This window comes from Blastococcus brunescens (assembly GCF_035320885.1).
Lineage (GTDB): Bacteria > Actinomycetota > Actinomycetes > Mycobacteriales > Geodermatophilaceae > Blastococcus_B > Blastococcus_B brunescens.
In genome coordinates this window covers 3,811,017-3,825,320 of sequence record NZ_CP141261.1, presented here as the reverse complement: position 1 = coordinate 3,825,320, position 14,304 = coordinate 3,811,017, and the positions used below count along the sequence as shown (strand labels likewise).

Genomic DNA, 14,304 nt, shown 5'->3' with positions numbered 1-14,304 from the left:
GGAGGCCCGGTAGCGTCGGTGCCGTGGGAGACCGGCGAGACAGCGCACACACCGCCGGCCTGCGGGCCGGACTGGACAAGCAGCCGGCCGACGTCGCGGCGATGTTCGACCGGGTCGCGAAGCGCTACGACATCACCAACACCGTGCTCTCCGCGGGGCTCGACGCCTCCTGGCGGCGGGCCACCCGGGAGGCGCTGGGGGCACGCCCCGGCCAGACCGTGCTCGACGTCGCGGCCGGGACGGCGGTCTCCACGGTGGAGCTGGCCGCGGGCGGGGTCACCGCGATCGCGTGTGACTTCTCCCAGGGCATGCTGCGCGCCGGTGCCGCGCGGCCGGTGCCCAAGGTCGCCGGCGACGCGATGGCGCTGCCCCTGGCCGACGAGAGCGTCGACGGCGTCGTCATCTCCTTCGGCCTGCGCAACGTGGCCGATCCCGACGCCGCGCTGCGCGAGTTCCGACGGGTGACGCGGCCCGGCGGCACGCTCGTGATCTGCGAGTTCTCCTCGCCGACCTGGGCACCGTTCCGCACCGTCTACACCGAGTACCTGATGAAGGCCCTGCCGCGGATCGCCCGCGCGGTCTCGAGCAACCCCGAGGCCTACGTCTACCTCGCCGAATCGATCCGCGCGTGGCCCGACCAGGCGGCCCTCGCCCGCCGGGTGCAGGAGGCCGGCTGGGGTGAGGTCGCCTGGCACGACCTCACCGGCGGGATCGTCGCGCTCCACCGCGCCCGCCGCGTCTGACGATCTCCTCCCGGCCTTGCTCCCGGCAGCCCCGCCCGGCCCGGCCCTGTAGGCCGGGACTCCCAGAACTGTCGTACCCCGTACGTATGTTCGATCCGTGCCCACCGCCGAGCTCCGTCGCAGCCCCGTGGAGGGTGCGCTGATCGGGTGGCTGCTGGCGCGGCCGCCGGCGGTGCCGCGGCTGCCTGCGAGCGCGCTGTCCGCCGAGGAGAAGGCCGAGGAGCTGCAGCGGCTCCAGGCCCGGAAGGCGATGGAGGCCGCCTACGAGGCCGAGCTGATGGTGGCCCTGGCCGCCGACCGGCCCGACACCGACGACCCGCCCCGGGCCATCCCGGTGCGCGACGGCGCGGTGCGGGGTCGCCGGTGCCCGGGACGAGCGAGTTCCTGCCGGACGAGCTGGCTCTCGTGCTCAACTGCTCCCGCCCGTTCGCCGCGGATCTGCTGACCGACGCCTGGGTGCTGACCGAGCGGATGCCTGCCGTGCACGAGGCCTGCGCAGCCGGCGACCTCGACTGGTTCCGGGCGCGGGTGTTCGCCGACGTGCTCGGCAGCGCCTCCGACGAGGTGGTCGAGGAGGTCGTGCCGGCGCTCCTCCCCGTAGCGGCAGGCCTGTCGTCGGGTCGGCTGCGGCGCCGGTTGATCGCGGCGGCCATGGCGGCGGACGAGGAGTTCGCCGAACGGCGCCGCATCGAGGCCGAGCGGCGGGCAGACGTGCGCACCCGGCCCACCGGTGACGGGATGTCCGCCCTGTCCACCGAGCTGCCCTCGGCTCTCGCGGCGGCGATGTGGTCGACGATCGACCAGGCCGCGCAACTGGCCAGGACCACCGGCGATGACCGGCCCATCGGCGTTCTCCGGGCCGAGGCCCACGCGGCGATGGTGCTGCGTCCGGGCGGCGGTCCGGGCCCGGGCTTCACCGGGCACGTCACCGTGCTGGCTCCACTGGCCGCCCTGCACCCGGGAGGCGTCGGCACCGTCGGCGGAAACCTCGGCCCCACCGTCGACGGCACCCCGATCACAGCCGGGCACCTGCGCGAGCTGCTCGCCGAACTCGATGCCCTCGGGGTCCGGGCACCCCGGGGTGGCAGCCTCGAGGTCGCCCTGACCGACGAGCGCGGCGCCCTGCTCGCCTGTGTGACCGCCGGCGAGCTGGCGCGGCTCGCCGCCCGTGGCTGCCCGGCGCACGGACGGGACGCGACCTGCCGCTGTCCCGTGCTCACCGCGCCGGCCGCGGTCGACGGGTACCGGCCGTCCGCCGCGCAGGACCGGTTCCTGAGGCTGCGCGACCGGACCTGCCGGCATCCGGGCTGCTCGCGGCCCGCCGGGCTGACCGATGCCGACCACGTGGTCGCCTACGACTGCGGCGGGCGCACCGGTTGCGAGAACCTCTGCTGCCTGTGCCGCGGCCACCACCGGCTGAAGACCTTCGCCCGGAACTGGCGCTTCGAGCTGTTGCCCGACGGGACCTTGCGGGTCACCACGCCGAGCGGGATCACCCGCACCACCCGGCCACCGGGTCTTCGCGACGGCATGGAGCAATGGGCCTTGCCCGCGCCACCACCCCCGCCGGTGGAACAGCCGCCGTTCTGACCACCGACGGCCGGCCACCGTCGACTAGCCTCCGCTGCCCCGGGTCGATCGGGGTCGATCGGGGTTCCCGTCGTGCCCCGCCGGTTCTAGCGTCGGCCCATGACGACCCCGCCGCCCGCGCCGCAGCCGCCGGGTCCCTCGCCGTCCCCGACGGACCCGATCCCGCCACCCGTACCGGCCCCGTACCCGACGCCGGATCCCACGGATCCGACGGCGCCGCCGCCGGCACCGACGCCCGAGCCGCTCTAGAGGCTCGTCGTGGACGGCCGGCGCTTCGCGGACCGCCGGGCTGCCGGGCGGACACTGGGGAACACCTCGCCCGACGGGAACCGACCGATCCGCTCGTGCTCGGTCTCCCACGGGGAGGCGTGGTCGTCGCGGCCGAGGTGGCCGCGGCCCTGTGCGCCCCCTGGACGTCCTCGTCGTCCGGAAGTTGGGGCTGCCCGGGCAGCCCGAGCTGGCCATGGGCGCGATCGCGGCCGTCGGGGACGCCGTCGAGACCGTGCGGGTGGACTCCGTCCTCGCAGCCGCCGGCGTGGAGCCCGCCGTGTTCGAGGAGGTCGGGCGGCGGGAGCTGGTGGAGCTGCGCCGCCGCGAGGCGGCCTACCGCGAGGGTCGGCCCCCGTTCCGGTGGCGGGCCGGACCGTCGTCCTCGTCGACGACGGGCTGGCCACGGGCGCCACCATGCACGCGGCCGTCGTCGCCGTCCGCGCCGGAGGGCCGGCGTCGGTCACCGTCGCCGTTCCCGTGGGCTCCCCGCGCGCCCTCGCCGTCCTCGAACCGCTGGTCGACGAGGTGCTCTGCCTGGTCGCGCCGGCTGCGTTCCGAGCCGTCGGGCAGGCCTACGGCGACTTCGGCCAGACCACGGACGCGGAGGTCCGCGGAGCACTGCACCCGGTGTGACCGAGCGCACCGGCGGGGGCCGCTGTCAGGTACCTCACACCCGGGCCTAGACTCGGAACGAGCGACTTTGTGAACCAATTCACAAGGTCTGTGGATTCGGAGGAGGCGCCGCGTGCCCGGCACGACGACCGCAGCACCACTCGGCGCGGACGCGGGCGCCGACGTGGTCGTGGTCGGCGCGGGCCCGGCCGGTTCGAGCGCCGCGTGGTGGCTGGCGCAGGCCGGGCTCGACGTCGTCGTCCTGGAGAAGGCGGCCTTCCCCGTGAGAAGGTGTGCGGCGACGGCCTGACCCCGCGCGGGGTGAAGGCGCTCGACGACCTGCGCCTCGACACTTCCGGCTGGGTGCGGCACAAGGGCCTGCGGGTGACCGGCGGCGAGCAGGTCGTCGAGGTCGACTGGCCGCAGCTGAGCACGTGGCCGGCCTACAGCCTGGTCTGCCGGCGCAGCGAGCTCGACGCCCGGCTCGCCGCGCACGCCCGGGCCGCGGGCGCGCGCCTGCACACCGAGGTCACCGTCACCGATCCCCTGTTCGACGAGGCGGGGCGGGTCGCCGGTGTCCGTTTCACCGCTGGGGCCGACAAGGTGCCGGGGAGGTCCGCGCTCCGCTCGTCGTCTCCGCGGAGGGGTGTCCGGACGCCTGGCCAAGGCTCTCGGTCTGGCCCGCCGCGAGGACCGGCCGCTCGGCGTGGCCGTCCGCCGCTACGTCGCCAGCCCTCGCGCCGCCGACGACTACCTGGACATCTCCTTCGACCTCGCCCCCGAGGGGCCGACCGCAGCCTCCATGCCGGGCTACGGCTGGATCTTCGGCATGGGCGACGGCACCGCCAACGTCGGCTTCGGCCTGCTCGACACCCGGCGGTCCGACGGCGGGGACCACCGCGAGGTCCTGCGCCGGTGGCTGGACACGTTCCCGGCGGAGGACCGGCTCGGTGAGGAGCACGCGGTGAGTCCGCTGCGGGGGCAGGGCTGCCCATGGCGCTGCACCGGCAGCCGGCCTACACCCGCGGCCTGCTGCTGGCCGGTGACGCCGCCGGAACGGTGAACCCCTTCAACGGTGAGGGCATCAGCTACGCCCTGGAGACCGGGCGCATGGCGGCCGAGACGGTGGTCGACGCCCTCGCCCGTCCGGAGGGCCTCGCGCGGGAGACGGCGCTGCGCCGCTACCCCGACCGGCTGCGGGCGGCCTACGGGCGCCACCACCGCCTCGGCATCGGCTTCCTCGCCCTGCTCAGCCGCCCCGACGTCGTCCGGTTCGCGACGGCGCACGGCCTGAAGCGGCCCGCGCTCGTGAACGCCGCGCTGCGGCTCATGGGCAACCTCGGCGACGGCTGGGACGGGGACCGGACCGACCGCGCCATCGCCGCCCTCACCCGCCTGGCGCCGGCGGTCTGACATGCGCAGTTACCCGGGTCTCGACACGCTCCGTACGCGTTCCGCGCCTGACCGGAACGTGATCGTCCCCACCGTAGGGTGCCGCTGATGCTCTCGAACTACGTCCCGATCGTCGGCCTCTTCGGCCTGGCCGCGGCGTTCGCGCTGTTCTCGGTCACCGCCGCGCCGTTCATCGGTCCGCGCCGCTTCAACCGGGCCAAGCTCGACGCCTACGAGTGCGGGATCGAGCCGGTCGACCAGCCGCTCACCGGCGGCCGGTTCCCGGTCAAGTACTACCTGACGGCGATGCTCTTCATCGTCTTCGACATCGAGATCGTCTTCCTCTACCCCTGGGCCGTCGCGAACGACGCTCTCGGGGTGTGGGGCCTGGTCGCGATGGTCGTCTTCATCGGCACCGTCTTCCTCGCCTTCGCCTACGAGTGGCGGCGCGGGGGCTGGAATGGGACTGAGCATGGGACGGGCGATCTAGTCATGGGACTCGAGGAGAAGCTGCCCAGCGGCGTGCTGCTGACCAGCGTCGAGAAGCTGGTCAACTGGACGCGCAAGTCGTCGCTGTGGCCGGCCACGTTCGGGCTGGCCTGCTGCGCGATCGAGATGATGGCCTCGGGCGCCGGCCGCTACGACCTGGCCCGGTTCGGCATGGAGGTCTTCCGCGCGTCCCCGCGGCAGGCGGACCTGATGATCGTGGCGGGGCGGGTGAGCCAGAAGATGGCCCCGGTCCTGCGCCAGATCTACGACCAGATGCCCGAGCCGCGCTGGGTGCTCGCGATGGGGGTCTGCGCCAGCTCCGGCGGCATGTTCAACAACTACGCGATCGTCCAGGGCGTGGACCACATCGTGCCGGTGGACATGTACCTGCCTGGCTGCCCGCCGCGGCCCGAGATGCTCATGGACGCGATCCTCAAGCTGCACCACAAGATCCAGCACGAGCCGCTGGGTGCCAAGCGCGAGCGCGCCCTCGAACGCGCCCGCGAGGACGGGACGGCGAAGGACCTGCACGTCGAGATGCCCTCCACCGTGCGGGTGGACAAGAAGGCGCGGCGGGCCTACGAGGAGGCCGCGGCGGAGGGCCGCACCGGCCAGTTCCTCATCGAGCAGCGGGACGGCAACGCGGTTCCCTGGCCCGGGACGGGAGGCCGGCGATGACGACAGGTGAGCGAGCATCGCGGGGAGCGCCGGCGACCGGGGAGCGGAACGAGCCCGGAGCCGAGCGGAGGACATCGTGAGCAACGACGGCGGCGAGGTCGTCCCCGGTCGCGAGGAGGCCGGGTACGACGCGGCCACGGCGCCCAGCGGCGGCTTCCGGAAGGGCTCGTTCGGGGTCACCGGCAGCGGTGACACCTCCGGCTTCGGCGGCCTGGTCCGCGTCGAGCCCGGCGGCGCGGTGGCGCTGCACTCCACGGACCGGCCCTACGGCGGCTGGTTCGACGAGGTCACCGACGCGCTGATCGAGGCCGTCGGCGAGGCCACCTACGCCGCTGCCGTCTCCCGGGTGCTGGTCGACCGCGGCGAGATCACCTACTTCGTCGCGCGCGAGCACCTGCTGACGCTGGTCCAGGCGTTGCGGGACGACGAGGCGCTGCGCTTCGAGCTGTGCAGCAGCGTCTCCGGCGTCGACTACCTCGACAGCGGTGGCCCTGCCGTCGACCCCGGCCGGCCGCGGCTGCACGTGGTCTACCACCTGACCTCGATGACGTACCGCCGACGCATCCGGCTCGAGGTGGCCGTCACCGCCGAGGACGCGCACGTGCCGTCGGTGACCGGGATCTACCCCACGGCGGACTGGCACGAGCGCGAGACCTGGGACATGTTCGGGATCGTCTTCGACGGCCACCCGGCGCTGACCCGGATCCTGATGCCCGACGACTGGGACGGGCACCCGCAGCGCAAGGACTACCCGCTCGGCGGGATCCCGGTGGAGTACCACGACGCCACGATCCCGCCGCCGGACACGCGCCGGGCCTACCGGTGAGAGGGGCCTACCGATGAGCACCACCTACAACGAGGCCGACCCGTACGCCGGCTCGCGCGAGACCACCGAGGGCCGCGTCTACACGGTCACCGGCGGCGACTGGGACCTCACCTTCGCCGACCCGCACGGCGAGGAGCGCCTCGTCGTCAACATGGGTCCGCAGCACCCTCCACCCACGGCGTCCTGCGGCTGGTGCTCGACCTCGAGGGCGAGACGGTGACCAAGGCGCGGGTGGTCATCGGCTACCTGCACACCGGCATCGAGAAGAACACCGAGTACCGCAACTGGACGCAGGGCACGACCTTCGTCACGCGGATGGACTACCTGGCCCCGCTGTTCAACGAGGCCGGCTACTGCATGGCCGTCGAGAAGCTCCTCGGCGTCGAGGTGCCGCAGCGGGCCCAGACGATCCGCGTGCTGGTGATGGAGCTGAACCGGATCGCCTCGCACCTGGTGGCGCTGGCCACGTTCGGCATGGAGATGGGCGCGCTCACCGGCATGACCAACGGCTTCCGCGAGCGGGAGATGGTCCTCGACCTGCTCGAGGAGATCACCGGGCTGCGGATGAACCACGCCTACATCCGCCCCGGCGGCCTGGCGCAGGACCTCCCCGAGGGCTCGGTCGAGAGCATCCGCGAGTTCCTGAAGGTCTTCCCGAAGCGGGTCGCGGACTTCCACCGGCTGCTCACCGGCCAGCCGATCTGGCAGAACCGGCTCAAGGACGCCGGCTACCTCGACCTCACCGGCTGCGTGGCGCTCGGCATCACCGGGCCCGTGCTGCGGGCGACGGGTCTCGCCTGGGACCTGCGCAAGGTCGAGCCCTACCTCGGCTACGAGACCTACGACTTCGAGGTGCCGACAGCGGACACCTCCGACGCCTGGGGCCGGTACCTGGTCCGCATGGCCGAGGTGAACGAGTCGTTGCGGCTCATCGCGCAGGCGCTGGACCGCCTCGAGCCCGGCCCGGTCATGGTCGAGGACCGGAAGATCGCCTGGCCGGCGCAGCTCTCGCTCGGCGCCGACGGCATGGGCAACTCCCTCGACCACGTGCGGCACATCATGGGTCAGTCGATGGAGGCGCTGATCCACCACTTCAAGCTGGTCACCGAGGGCTTCCGGGTGCCGGCCGGTCAGGTCTACGTGCCGATCGAGTCGCCCCGCGGCGAGCTCGGCTACCACGTGGTCAGCGACGGCAGCACCCGGCCGTGGCGCGTCCACGTGCGCGACCCCAGCTTCGTGAACCTGCAGGCCACGGCGGCGATGAGCGAGGGCGGCATGATCGCCGACGTCATCGCGGCCATCGCATCGATCGACCCCGTGATGGGAGGAGTCGACAGGTGAGTGAGCATCGCAGCGAGGAACGAGCGAGGAGCGGAGCGGCCGCGGAGACGACCCAGGGACAGGAGTGGATCGCTGATGAGTGCACTTCCAGGAAGCCCGGAGGCCGCGGCGACGACGGGACTCGACGACAGGCCGGTCCAGCCCGCGCCGCTGGACCTGCCGCCGTTGACCGAGCAGACCCGCCCGAGGCGCGCGAGATCATCGCCCGTTACCCGGTGGCCCGGTCGGCGCTGCTGCCGATGCTGCACCTGGTGCAGTCGGTGCAGGGCTACGTCTCGCCCGAGGGCGTCACCTTCTGCGCCGAGGAGCTCCGTCTCACCAAGGCCGAGGTGGGTGCGGTCGCGACGTTCTACACGATGTACAAGCGCCGCCCCACCGGTCGCCACCTGGTCAGCGTCTGCACCAACACGCTCTGCTCCGTCCTCGGCGGCCAGCGGATCATGGACGCGCTGTCGGCCGACCTCGGCGTGCACCACGACGAGACCGCCGTCGACGGCACGATCACCCTCGAGCACGCCGAGTGCCTGGCCGCCTGCGACTACGCGCCGGTCGTCACCGTCGACTACGAGTTCTACGACCAGCAGGACGTCGACAGCGCCCGCGAGCTGGTCGCCGCGCTGCGCCGCGGCGAGAAGCCGCTGCCGACCCGCGGCGCTCCGCTGACGGACTTCAAGGGGATCTCGCGCCAGCTGGCGGGGTTCTCGCAGCACGGCGACGACGCCGCCGCGCGGGCCGCCGTCGACGCGCCGGGTGAGTGGGGGCCGACCCTCGTGGGTCTCCGGCTCGCGGAGGACCGCGGCGAGGCGGCCCCCGAGATGCCGCGGCTGACCCCGGAGGAGACCCCGACGCCGGCGAGCCCCGGGAGACCGTCCGGCCCTCCGGGCGGACGGGCGAGACCCCCGGCGAGGAGGCGGCCGACGCGCGCGTCGCCGCCGCCGACACCCCGGCGGAGAAGGCCGGCGCCGCCGGCTCTCACCCGGATGCCCCCGAGCCCGCCGGACGGCGGCTCCCCGACGGCCGTGAAGGCACCGACACCCCTGCGGGATCCGAGCCGGGCACCACCGGCCAGGGTCCCGGGAAGGCCTGAGCCATGCCTCTCACCCCTGTGCTCACCACCCGCTGGGGCGCCGACCAGCCGTGGCGCCTGTCGACCTACGAGTCGATGGAGGGCTACGCCGCGCTGCGCACCGCGCTATCGATGGACCCCGACGAGCTGGTCACGATGGTGAAGGACTCCGGCCTGCGCGGCCGCGGCGGCGCCGGCTTCCCGACCGGCATGAAGTGGAGCTTCATCCCGCAGCCCAAGCCGGGGAGGCCCCTCCGGTCCGGCCGCCATGCCGAAGTACCTGGTGGTCAACGCCGACGAGGGCGAGCCGGGGACCTGCAAGGACCTCCCGCTGATGATGGTCGACCCGCACTCGCTCATCGAGGGCGTGATCATCTCGGCCTACGCGATCCGGTCGCACTTCGCCGTCATCTACGTCCGGGGCGAGGCCGTGCACGCCCACCGCCGGCTGCTGGCCGCCGTCGAGGAGGCCTACGCGGCCGGCTACCTCGGCACCGACGTCCTCGGCTCCGGCTTCGACCTGGAACTGGTCGTCCACGCCGGTGCTGGCGCCTACATCTGCGGCGAGGAGACCGCGCTGCTGGACTCGCTCGAGGGCTACCGCGGCCAGCCGCGCCTGAAGCCGCCGTTCCCGGCGGTCGCGGGCCTGTACGGCGCGCCCACGGTCATCAACAACGTCGAGACGCTGGCCAGCGTGCCCTTCGTCGTCCGCGGCGGCGCCGACTGGTTCAAGGCGTTCGGCCCGGAGAAGTCACCCGGCCCGAAGATCTACTCGCTCTCCGGCCGGGTGGTGCGGCCCGGCCAGTACGAGGCCCCCATGGGGACGACGTTGCGCGAGCTGCTGGAGATGGCAGGTGGCATCCGCCCGGGCCACGAGCTGAAGTTCTGGACGCCGGGCGGCTCGTCGACGCCGTACTTCACCGCCGAGCACCTCGACGTCCCGCTGGACTTCGACTCGGTGGCGGCCGCCGGCTCGATGCTCGGCACGACCGCGCTGATGGTGTTCGACGAGACCGACTCCATCGTCGAGGCCACCCTGCGGTTCACCGAGTTCTACGCCCACGAGAGCTGCGGCAAGTGCACCCCTGCCGCGAGGGCACCTACTGGCTGGTGCAGATCCTCGAGCGGATCGCGCACGGCCGGGGCACCGCGCAGGACCTCGACATCCTGGTCGACACCTGCGACAACATCCTGGGGCGGTCCTTCTGCGCCCTCGGTGACGGCGCCACGAGCTGCATCACCAGCTCGCTGAAGTACTTCAAGGACGACTACGTCGCCCTGCTGCCGCCCGAGGAGCAGGCCCGGCTGGGCCGCACCCTCCGCATCGAGCCCGTGGGAGTGGCGTCATGACACTCACCCCGACCAATCCGCCGCCCGCCCAGGCCGTGCCGCCGGGAGCGCCCGGTCCGCACACGCCGCCGGACGCGGTGCACTGCACGATCGACGGCTTCGAGGTGGCCGTTCCCAAGGGGACGCTGATCATCCGGGCCGCCGAGCAGATCGGCGTCCAGATCCCGCGGTTCTGCGACCACCCGCTGCTCGAGCCGGTCGGCGCCTGCCGCCAGTGCCTGGTGGAGGTGGAGGGCCAGCGCAAGCCGGTCGCCTCCTGCACCATGCCGGTCACCGACGGCATGGTGGTGCAGACCCAGCTCACCAGCCCCCAGGCGGACAAGGCGCAGCAGGGCACGATGGAGCTGCTGCTGATCAACCACCCGCTCGACTGCCCGGTCTGCGACAAGGGCGGCGAGTGCCCGCTGCAGAACCAGGCGATGAGCAACGGCCGCGCCGAGAGCCGGTTCGTCGACGAGAAGCGGACCTACCCCAAGCCGCTGCCGATCAGCAGCGAGATCCTGCTGGACCGCGAGCGCTGCGTGCTGTGCGCCCGGTGCACCCGGTTCTCCCAGCAGGTGGCGGGCGACCCGTTCATCGAGCTGTTCGAGCGCGGCGCCCTGGAGCAGGTCGCCATCTACGAGGACGAACCGTTCGAGTCCTACTTCTCCGGCAACACCACGCAGATCTGCCCGGTCGGCGCGCTCACCAGCGCGCAGTACCGCTTCCGCGCCCGGCCGTTCGACCTGCGCAGCGAGCCCAGCGCCTGCGAGCACTGCGCGTCGGGCTGCGCGCAGCGCACCGACTACCGGCGCGGCAAGACCACCCGCCGGCTGGCCGGCGACGACCCGGCGGTCAACGAGGAGTGGAACTGCGACAAGGGGCGCTACGCGTTCCGCTACGTCACCTCCAACCAGCGGCTCACCACCCCGCTGGTCCGCCGCGACGGCGAGCTGCAGCCCGCCTCGTGGCCGGAGGCCTGGGCCGCGGCGGCCGCCGGGCTCGCGCAGGCGCGGGAGGACGGCGGGGTCGGCGTGCTGCCCGGCGGCCGGCTGACCGTCGAGGACGCCTACGCCTACGCCAAGTTCGCCCGCGTCGCGCTGGGGACCAACGACGTCGACTCCCGCGCCCGCGCGCACTCCGCCGAGGAACTCGCCTTCCTGGCCGCCGAGGTGGCCGGCACGAGCCCGGCCACCGGGGCGGTCACCTACGACGATCTCTCGGCCGCGCCGGCCGTCCTGCTCGCCGGCTTCGAGCCCGAGGAGGAGTCGCCGATCGTGTTCCTGCGGCTGCGCCGAGCGGTCCGCACCGCGAAGACGCAGGTGTTCGACCTGGCGCCGTTCATGACCCGCGCCGCCTCGAAGCTCGAGGCGACCGTCCTGACGACGCTGCCGGGCACGGAGGCACAATCCCTCCGGGCGCTGGCCGAGGGCACCTGGGGCGGCCCGGCGCTCGAGGCGCTGCGCCTGCCCGGCGCCGTGGTCCTCGCCGGGGAGCGGCTGGCCGAGGTGCCCGGCGCCTTCTCCGCCCTCGTGGCGCTGGCCCGCGCCACCGGCGCCCGGGTGGCGTGGGTGCCGCGCCGGGCCGGGGAGCGCGGAGCCGTCGAGGCGGGCGCACTGCCGAACCTGCTCCCCGGGGGTCGGGGCGTCGGTGACGCGACCGCGCGCGCCGAGGTCGGGGCGCTCTGGGGTGCGGAGGTGCCCGCCGCACCCGGTCGCGACCTGACCGGCATCCTCACCGCGGTCCGTGACGGGGTGCTCCCCGGCCTGCTCGTCGGCGGGGTCGACCCGTGCGACCTGCCCGACCCGTCGCTGGCCGAGACTGCGCTGGCCAGCGCCTCGTTCGTGGTCAGCCTCGAGATGTTCCCGAGCGTGGTCACCGAGTGGGCCGACGTCGTCCTGCCGGTCGCCGCGGCGCCGGAGAAGGCGGGCACCTACCTGGACTGGGAGGGCCGACCGCGGTCCTTCGACGCCACCCTGCACGGCACCGGCATGCTGCCCGACGGGCGGGTGCTCCAGGGCCTGGCCGACGAGATGGACGTCGACCTGCGACTGCCCACCCCCGAGGCCGCCCGCGCGGAGCTGGCCGCGCTGGGTGCAGTGCGCCGCCCCGGGGAGGGGCGGGCCTCGACGTCCCACCGCCGGCCGGGCCGTCCCTCGGCGCCGACCAGGCCGTGCTGGCCTCGTGGCGCCAGCTGATCGACGCGGGGACGCTGCAGCGCGACGAGCCGGAGCTCGCCGGGACGGCCCGCCCGCCGGTGGTGCGGATCGGTCCGGACGCCGCCGGCCGGCTCGGCGTCGTCGACGGCGACCGGGTCGCGGTGAGCGGCGCGACCGGCTCGATCACCCTCCCGGTGCGGGTCACCCCCATGCCCGACCAGGTGGTCTGGCTGCCGATGAGATCACCGGGCAGCGATGTCCGCTCCGACCTCGGCACCGGCCCCGGTGGCGTCGTGCGGCTCTCGGTGTCCTCCGCCCACCCCTCCACCCCGGTGTCTTCCGCCCACCCCTCCACCCCGACGGCAGGACGCTCGTGATGCTCTGGGCGGTACCCGACCAGCCGACGCTCGAGGACTTCGGGCAGGACGTCTGGTGGATCGTGCTCATCAAGGTCCTGGGCGTCTTCGTGATCCTCGTCCTGCTGACGCTGTTCGCGATCGTGTTCGAGCGCAAGGTCGTCGCGCGCATGCAGCAGCGGATCGGCCCCAACCGGGTGGGACCGCGGGGCTACCTGCAGAGCCTCGCCGACGGGCTGAAGCTGGCGTTCAAGGAAGACATCATGCCGGCACTGGCCGACAAGCCGGTCTACTTCCTGGCCCCGGTGATCGCGACCGTCCCGGCCTTCCTGGCCTTCTCGGTGATCCCGATGGGCCCGTCGGTGAGCATCTTCGGTGAGGTCACGCCGCTGCAGCTCACCGACGCCCCGATCGGCGTGCTGATCGTCCTCGCCTGTTCGGCGATGGGCATCTACGGCATCGTGCTCGGTGGCTGGGCGTCCGGCTCGACCTACCCGCTGCTCGGCAGCATGCGCAGCGCGGCCCAGATGATCAGCTACGAGATCGCCATGGGGCTGTCGATCGTCGCGGTGTTCCTCTACGCCGGCAGCATGTCCACCTCCGAGATCGTGGCCGCCCAGGCCGACGGCAACCAGCTCTCCTTCTTCGGCTGGGAGTTCACCGGCCCGAGCTGGTACGGGATCCTGCTGCCGGTCTCCTTCGTCATCTACGCGATCGCGGTGGTCGGCGAGACCAACCGGGCGCCGTTCGACCTGCCCGAGGCCGAGAGCGAGCTGGTCGGCGGGTTCCACACCGAGTACTCGTCGCTGAAGTTCGCGCTGTTCTTCCTCGCCGAGTACATCAACATGGTCACCGTCTCGGCGCTGGCCGCGACGCTGTTCCTCGGCGGCTGGCGGGCACCCTGGCCCCTCTCGATCTGGGACGGCGCCAACACCGGCTGGTGGCCGCTGCTGTGGTTCTTCCTCAAGGTCGTCGCTGCGCTCTTCGTCTTCATCTGGCTGCGCGGCACGCTGCCGCGGCTGCGCTACGACCAGTTCATGCGCTTCGGGTGGAAGGTGCTCGTCCCGGTCGCGCTGGTGTGGATCCTGATCGTCGCCACGATGCGCACCGTCTCCCGGGAGACGGACCTCACCACCGGGGAGGTCACGCTCTACGTCGGTGTGCCGGCCGCGGTGATCGTGCTGGTCGCGCTCTGGTTCGGTGGGCGGGCGAGCAACAAGGACACCCGGCTGGCCGCCGTCGAGGCGGCCGCCGGCTCCAACCACCCGACGGAGCCGGAGGTCCTGCCGCCGGCCGGGTCCCGTCGCCGGCCGACCGGTGGTCCCAGCCGGGCCGAGGGCGGCTTCCCGGTCCCGCCGATGGACCTGAAGGTGCCGCCGTCCCCCGGCTGCGGCGCCAGCCGGTGGGCAGCGACGGCGCGTCCGTCGTGAGCACCGGACGGCGCGGCACCACC

Annotated in this window: 15 protein-coding genes and 1 pseudogene; all 16 read left to right on the top strand. The window is 73.4% G+C overall.

Translation table 11 applies throughout. The annotated features are described in order from the left end of the window. Window positions 1-23: 23 nt before the first annotated feature. The 16 genes and pseudogenes from U6N30_RS25635 (at window position 24) to nuoH (ending at window position 14,281) form a co-directional block, all read left to right on the top strand. On the top strand, window positions 24-743 hold the full coding sequence (locus U6N30_RS25635; protein WP_324274487.1) for a demethylmenaquinone methyltransferase: 720 nt from the start codon (window positions 24-26) through the stop codon (window positions 741-743). A 147-nt stretch (window positions 744-890) separates the two neighbouring features. Beyond that, entirely contained in the window at window positions 891-2,333 is a 1,443-nt protein-coding gene (locus tag U6N30_RS25630) for an HNH endonuclease signature motif containing protein (RefSeq protein ID WP_324274486.1), read from the top strand. Between the two features lie 630 nt (window positions 2,334-2,963). After that, on the top strand, window positions 2,964-3,236 hold the full coding sequence (locus tag U6N30_RS25625; protein ID WP_324274485.1) for a phosphoribosyltransferase family protein: 273 nt from the start codon (window positions 2,964-2,966) through the stop codon (window positions 3,234-3,236). Window positions 3,237-3,348: 112 nt separating this feature from the next. Continuing rightward, window positions 3,349-3,525, top strand: coding sequence for an FAD-dependent oxidoreductase (locus tag U6N30_RS25620; RefSeq protein WP_324274484.1), 177 nt, complete (start codon window positions 3,349-3,351; stop codon window positions 3,523-3,525). A gap of 336 nt (window positions 3,526-3,861) precedes the next feature. Next, window positions 3,862-4,278: a geranylgeranyl reductase family protein gene (locus U6N30_RS25615; RefSeq protein ID WP_324274483.1), complete on the top strand. Its 417-nt coding sequence runs from the start codon at window positions 3,862-3,864 to the stop codon at window positions 4,276-4,278. Continuing rightward, entirely contained in the window at window positions 4,209-4,628 is a 420-nt protein-coding gene (locus U6N30_RS25610; protein WP_324274482.1) for an NAD(P)/FAD-dependent oxidoreductase, read from the top strand. Before U6N30_RS25615 ends, U6N30_RS25610 begins: the two co-directional genes overlap by 70 nt. Window positions 4,629-4,715: 87 nt before the next feature. Then, window positions 4,716-5,774, top strand: a complete 1,059-nt coding sequence (locus U6N30_RS35820) for an NADH-quinone oxidoreductase subunit A (RefSeq protein WP_479690556.1) — start codon at window positions 4,716-4,718, stop codon at window positions 5,772-5,774. A gap of 76 nt (window positions 5,775-5,850) precedes the next feature. Beyond that, a complete protein-coding gene (locus tag U6N30_RS25595; protein WP_324274481.1) occupies window positions 5,851-6,600 on the top strand; it encodes an NADH-quinone oxidoreductase subunit C in 750 nt (249 codons plus the stop codon). Window positions 6,601-6,613: 13 nt separating this feature from the next. Continuing rightward, window positions 6,614-6,820: a hypothetical protein gene (locus U6N30_RS25590; protein WP_324274480.1), complete on the top strand. Its 207-nt coding sequence runs from the start codon at window positions 6,614-6,616 to the stop codon at window positions 6,818-6,820. Continuing rightward, complete coding sequence (locus U6N30_RS25585; RefSeq protein ID WP_324274479.1) at window positions 6,793-7,941, top strand: NADH-quinone oxidoreductase subunit D; 1,149 nt, start codon at window positions 6,793-6,795, stop codon at window positions 7,939-7,941. Before U6N30_RS25590 ends, U6N30_RS25585 begins: the two co-directional genes overlap by 28 nt. A 215-nt stretch (window positions 7,942-8,156) precedes the next feature. After that, entirely contained in the window at window positions 8,157-9,170 is a 1,014-nt protein-coding gene (nuoE, locus tag U6N30_RS25580) for an NADH-quinone oxidoreductase subunit NuoE (protein ID WP_324274478.1), read from the top strand. 105 nt (window positions 9,171-9,275) lie between these two features. Continuing rightward, a pseudogene (locus U6N30_RS25575) lies at window positions 9,276-9,857 on the top strand (NADH-quinone oxidoreductase subunit F); the annotation flags it as partial. Window positions 9,858-10,084: 227 nt separating this feature from the next. Then, window positions 10,085-10,357, top strand: coding sequence for an NADH-ubiquinone oxidoreductase-F iron-sulfur binding region domain-containing protein (locus U6N30_RS25570; RefSeq protein ID WP_324274477.1), 273 nt, complete (start codon window positions 10,085-10,087; stop codon window positions 10,355-10,357). Then, window positions 10,354-12,534 carry an NADH-quinone oxidoreductase subunit G gene (locus U6N30_RS25565; RefSeq protein ID WP_324274476.1) on the top strand — a complete coding sequence of 727 codons (2,181 nt, stop codon included), beginning with the start codon at window positions 10,354-10,356 and terminating at the stop codon, window positions 12,532-12,534. Before U6N30_RS25570 ends, U6N30_RS25565 begins: the two co-directional genes overlap by 4 nt. Then, a complete protein-coding gene (locus U6N30_RS25560; RefSeq protein ID WP_324274475.1) occupies window positions 12,510-12,872 on the top strand; it encodes a molybdopterin dinucleotide binding domain-containing protein in 363 nt (120 codons plus the stop codon). The genes U6N30_RS25565 and U6N30_RS25560 overlap by 25 nt, the downstream gene beginning before the upstream one ends. Next, complete coding sequence (gene nuoH / locus U6N30_RS25555; protein WP_324278465.1) at window positions 12,872-14,281, top strand: NADH-quinone oxidoreductase subunit NuoH; 1,410 nt, start codon at window positions 12,872-12,874, stop codon at window positions 14,279-14,281. Before U6N30_RS25560 ends, nuoH begins: the two co-directional genes overlap by 1 nt. The last annotated feature ends 23 nt before the right edge of the window (window positions 14,282-14,304 follow it).

What these genes read in the sequence shown, in the direction of transcription:
- U6N30_RS25610 (WP_324274482.1), top strand. Translation starts at nt 4,209, where the DNA reads ATGGCGCTGCACCGGCAGCCGGCCTACACCCGCGGCCTGCTGCTGGCC.
- U6N30_RS35820 (WP_479690556.1), top strand. Translation starts at nt 4,716, where the DNA reads ATGCTCTCGAACTACGTCCCGATCGTCGGCCTCTTCGGCCTGGCCGCG.
- U6N30_RS25590 (WP_324274480.1), top strand. Translation starts at nt 6,614, where the DNA reads ATGAGCACCACCTACAACGAGGCCGACCCGTACGCCGGCTCGCGCGAG.
- U6N30_RS25565 (WP_324274476.1), top strand. Translation starts at nt 10,354, where the DNA reads ATGACACTCACCCCGACCAATCCGCCGCCCGCCCAGGCCGTGCCGCCG.
- nuoH (WP_324278465.1), top strand. Translation starts at nt 12,872, where the DNA reads ATGCTCTGGGCGGTACCCGACCAGCCGACGCTCGAGGACTTCGGGCAG.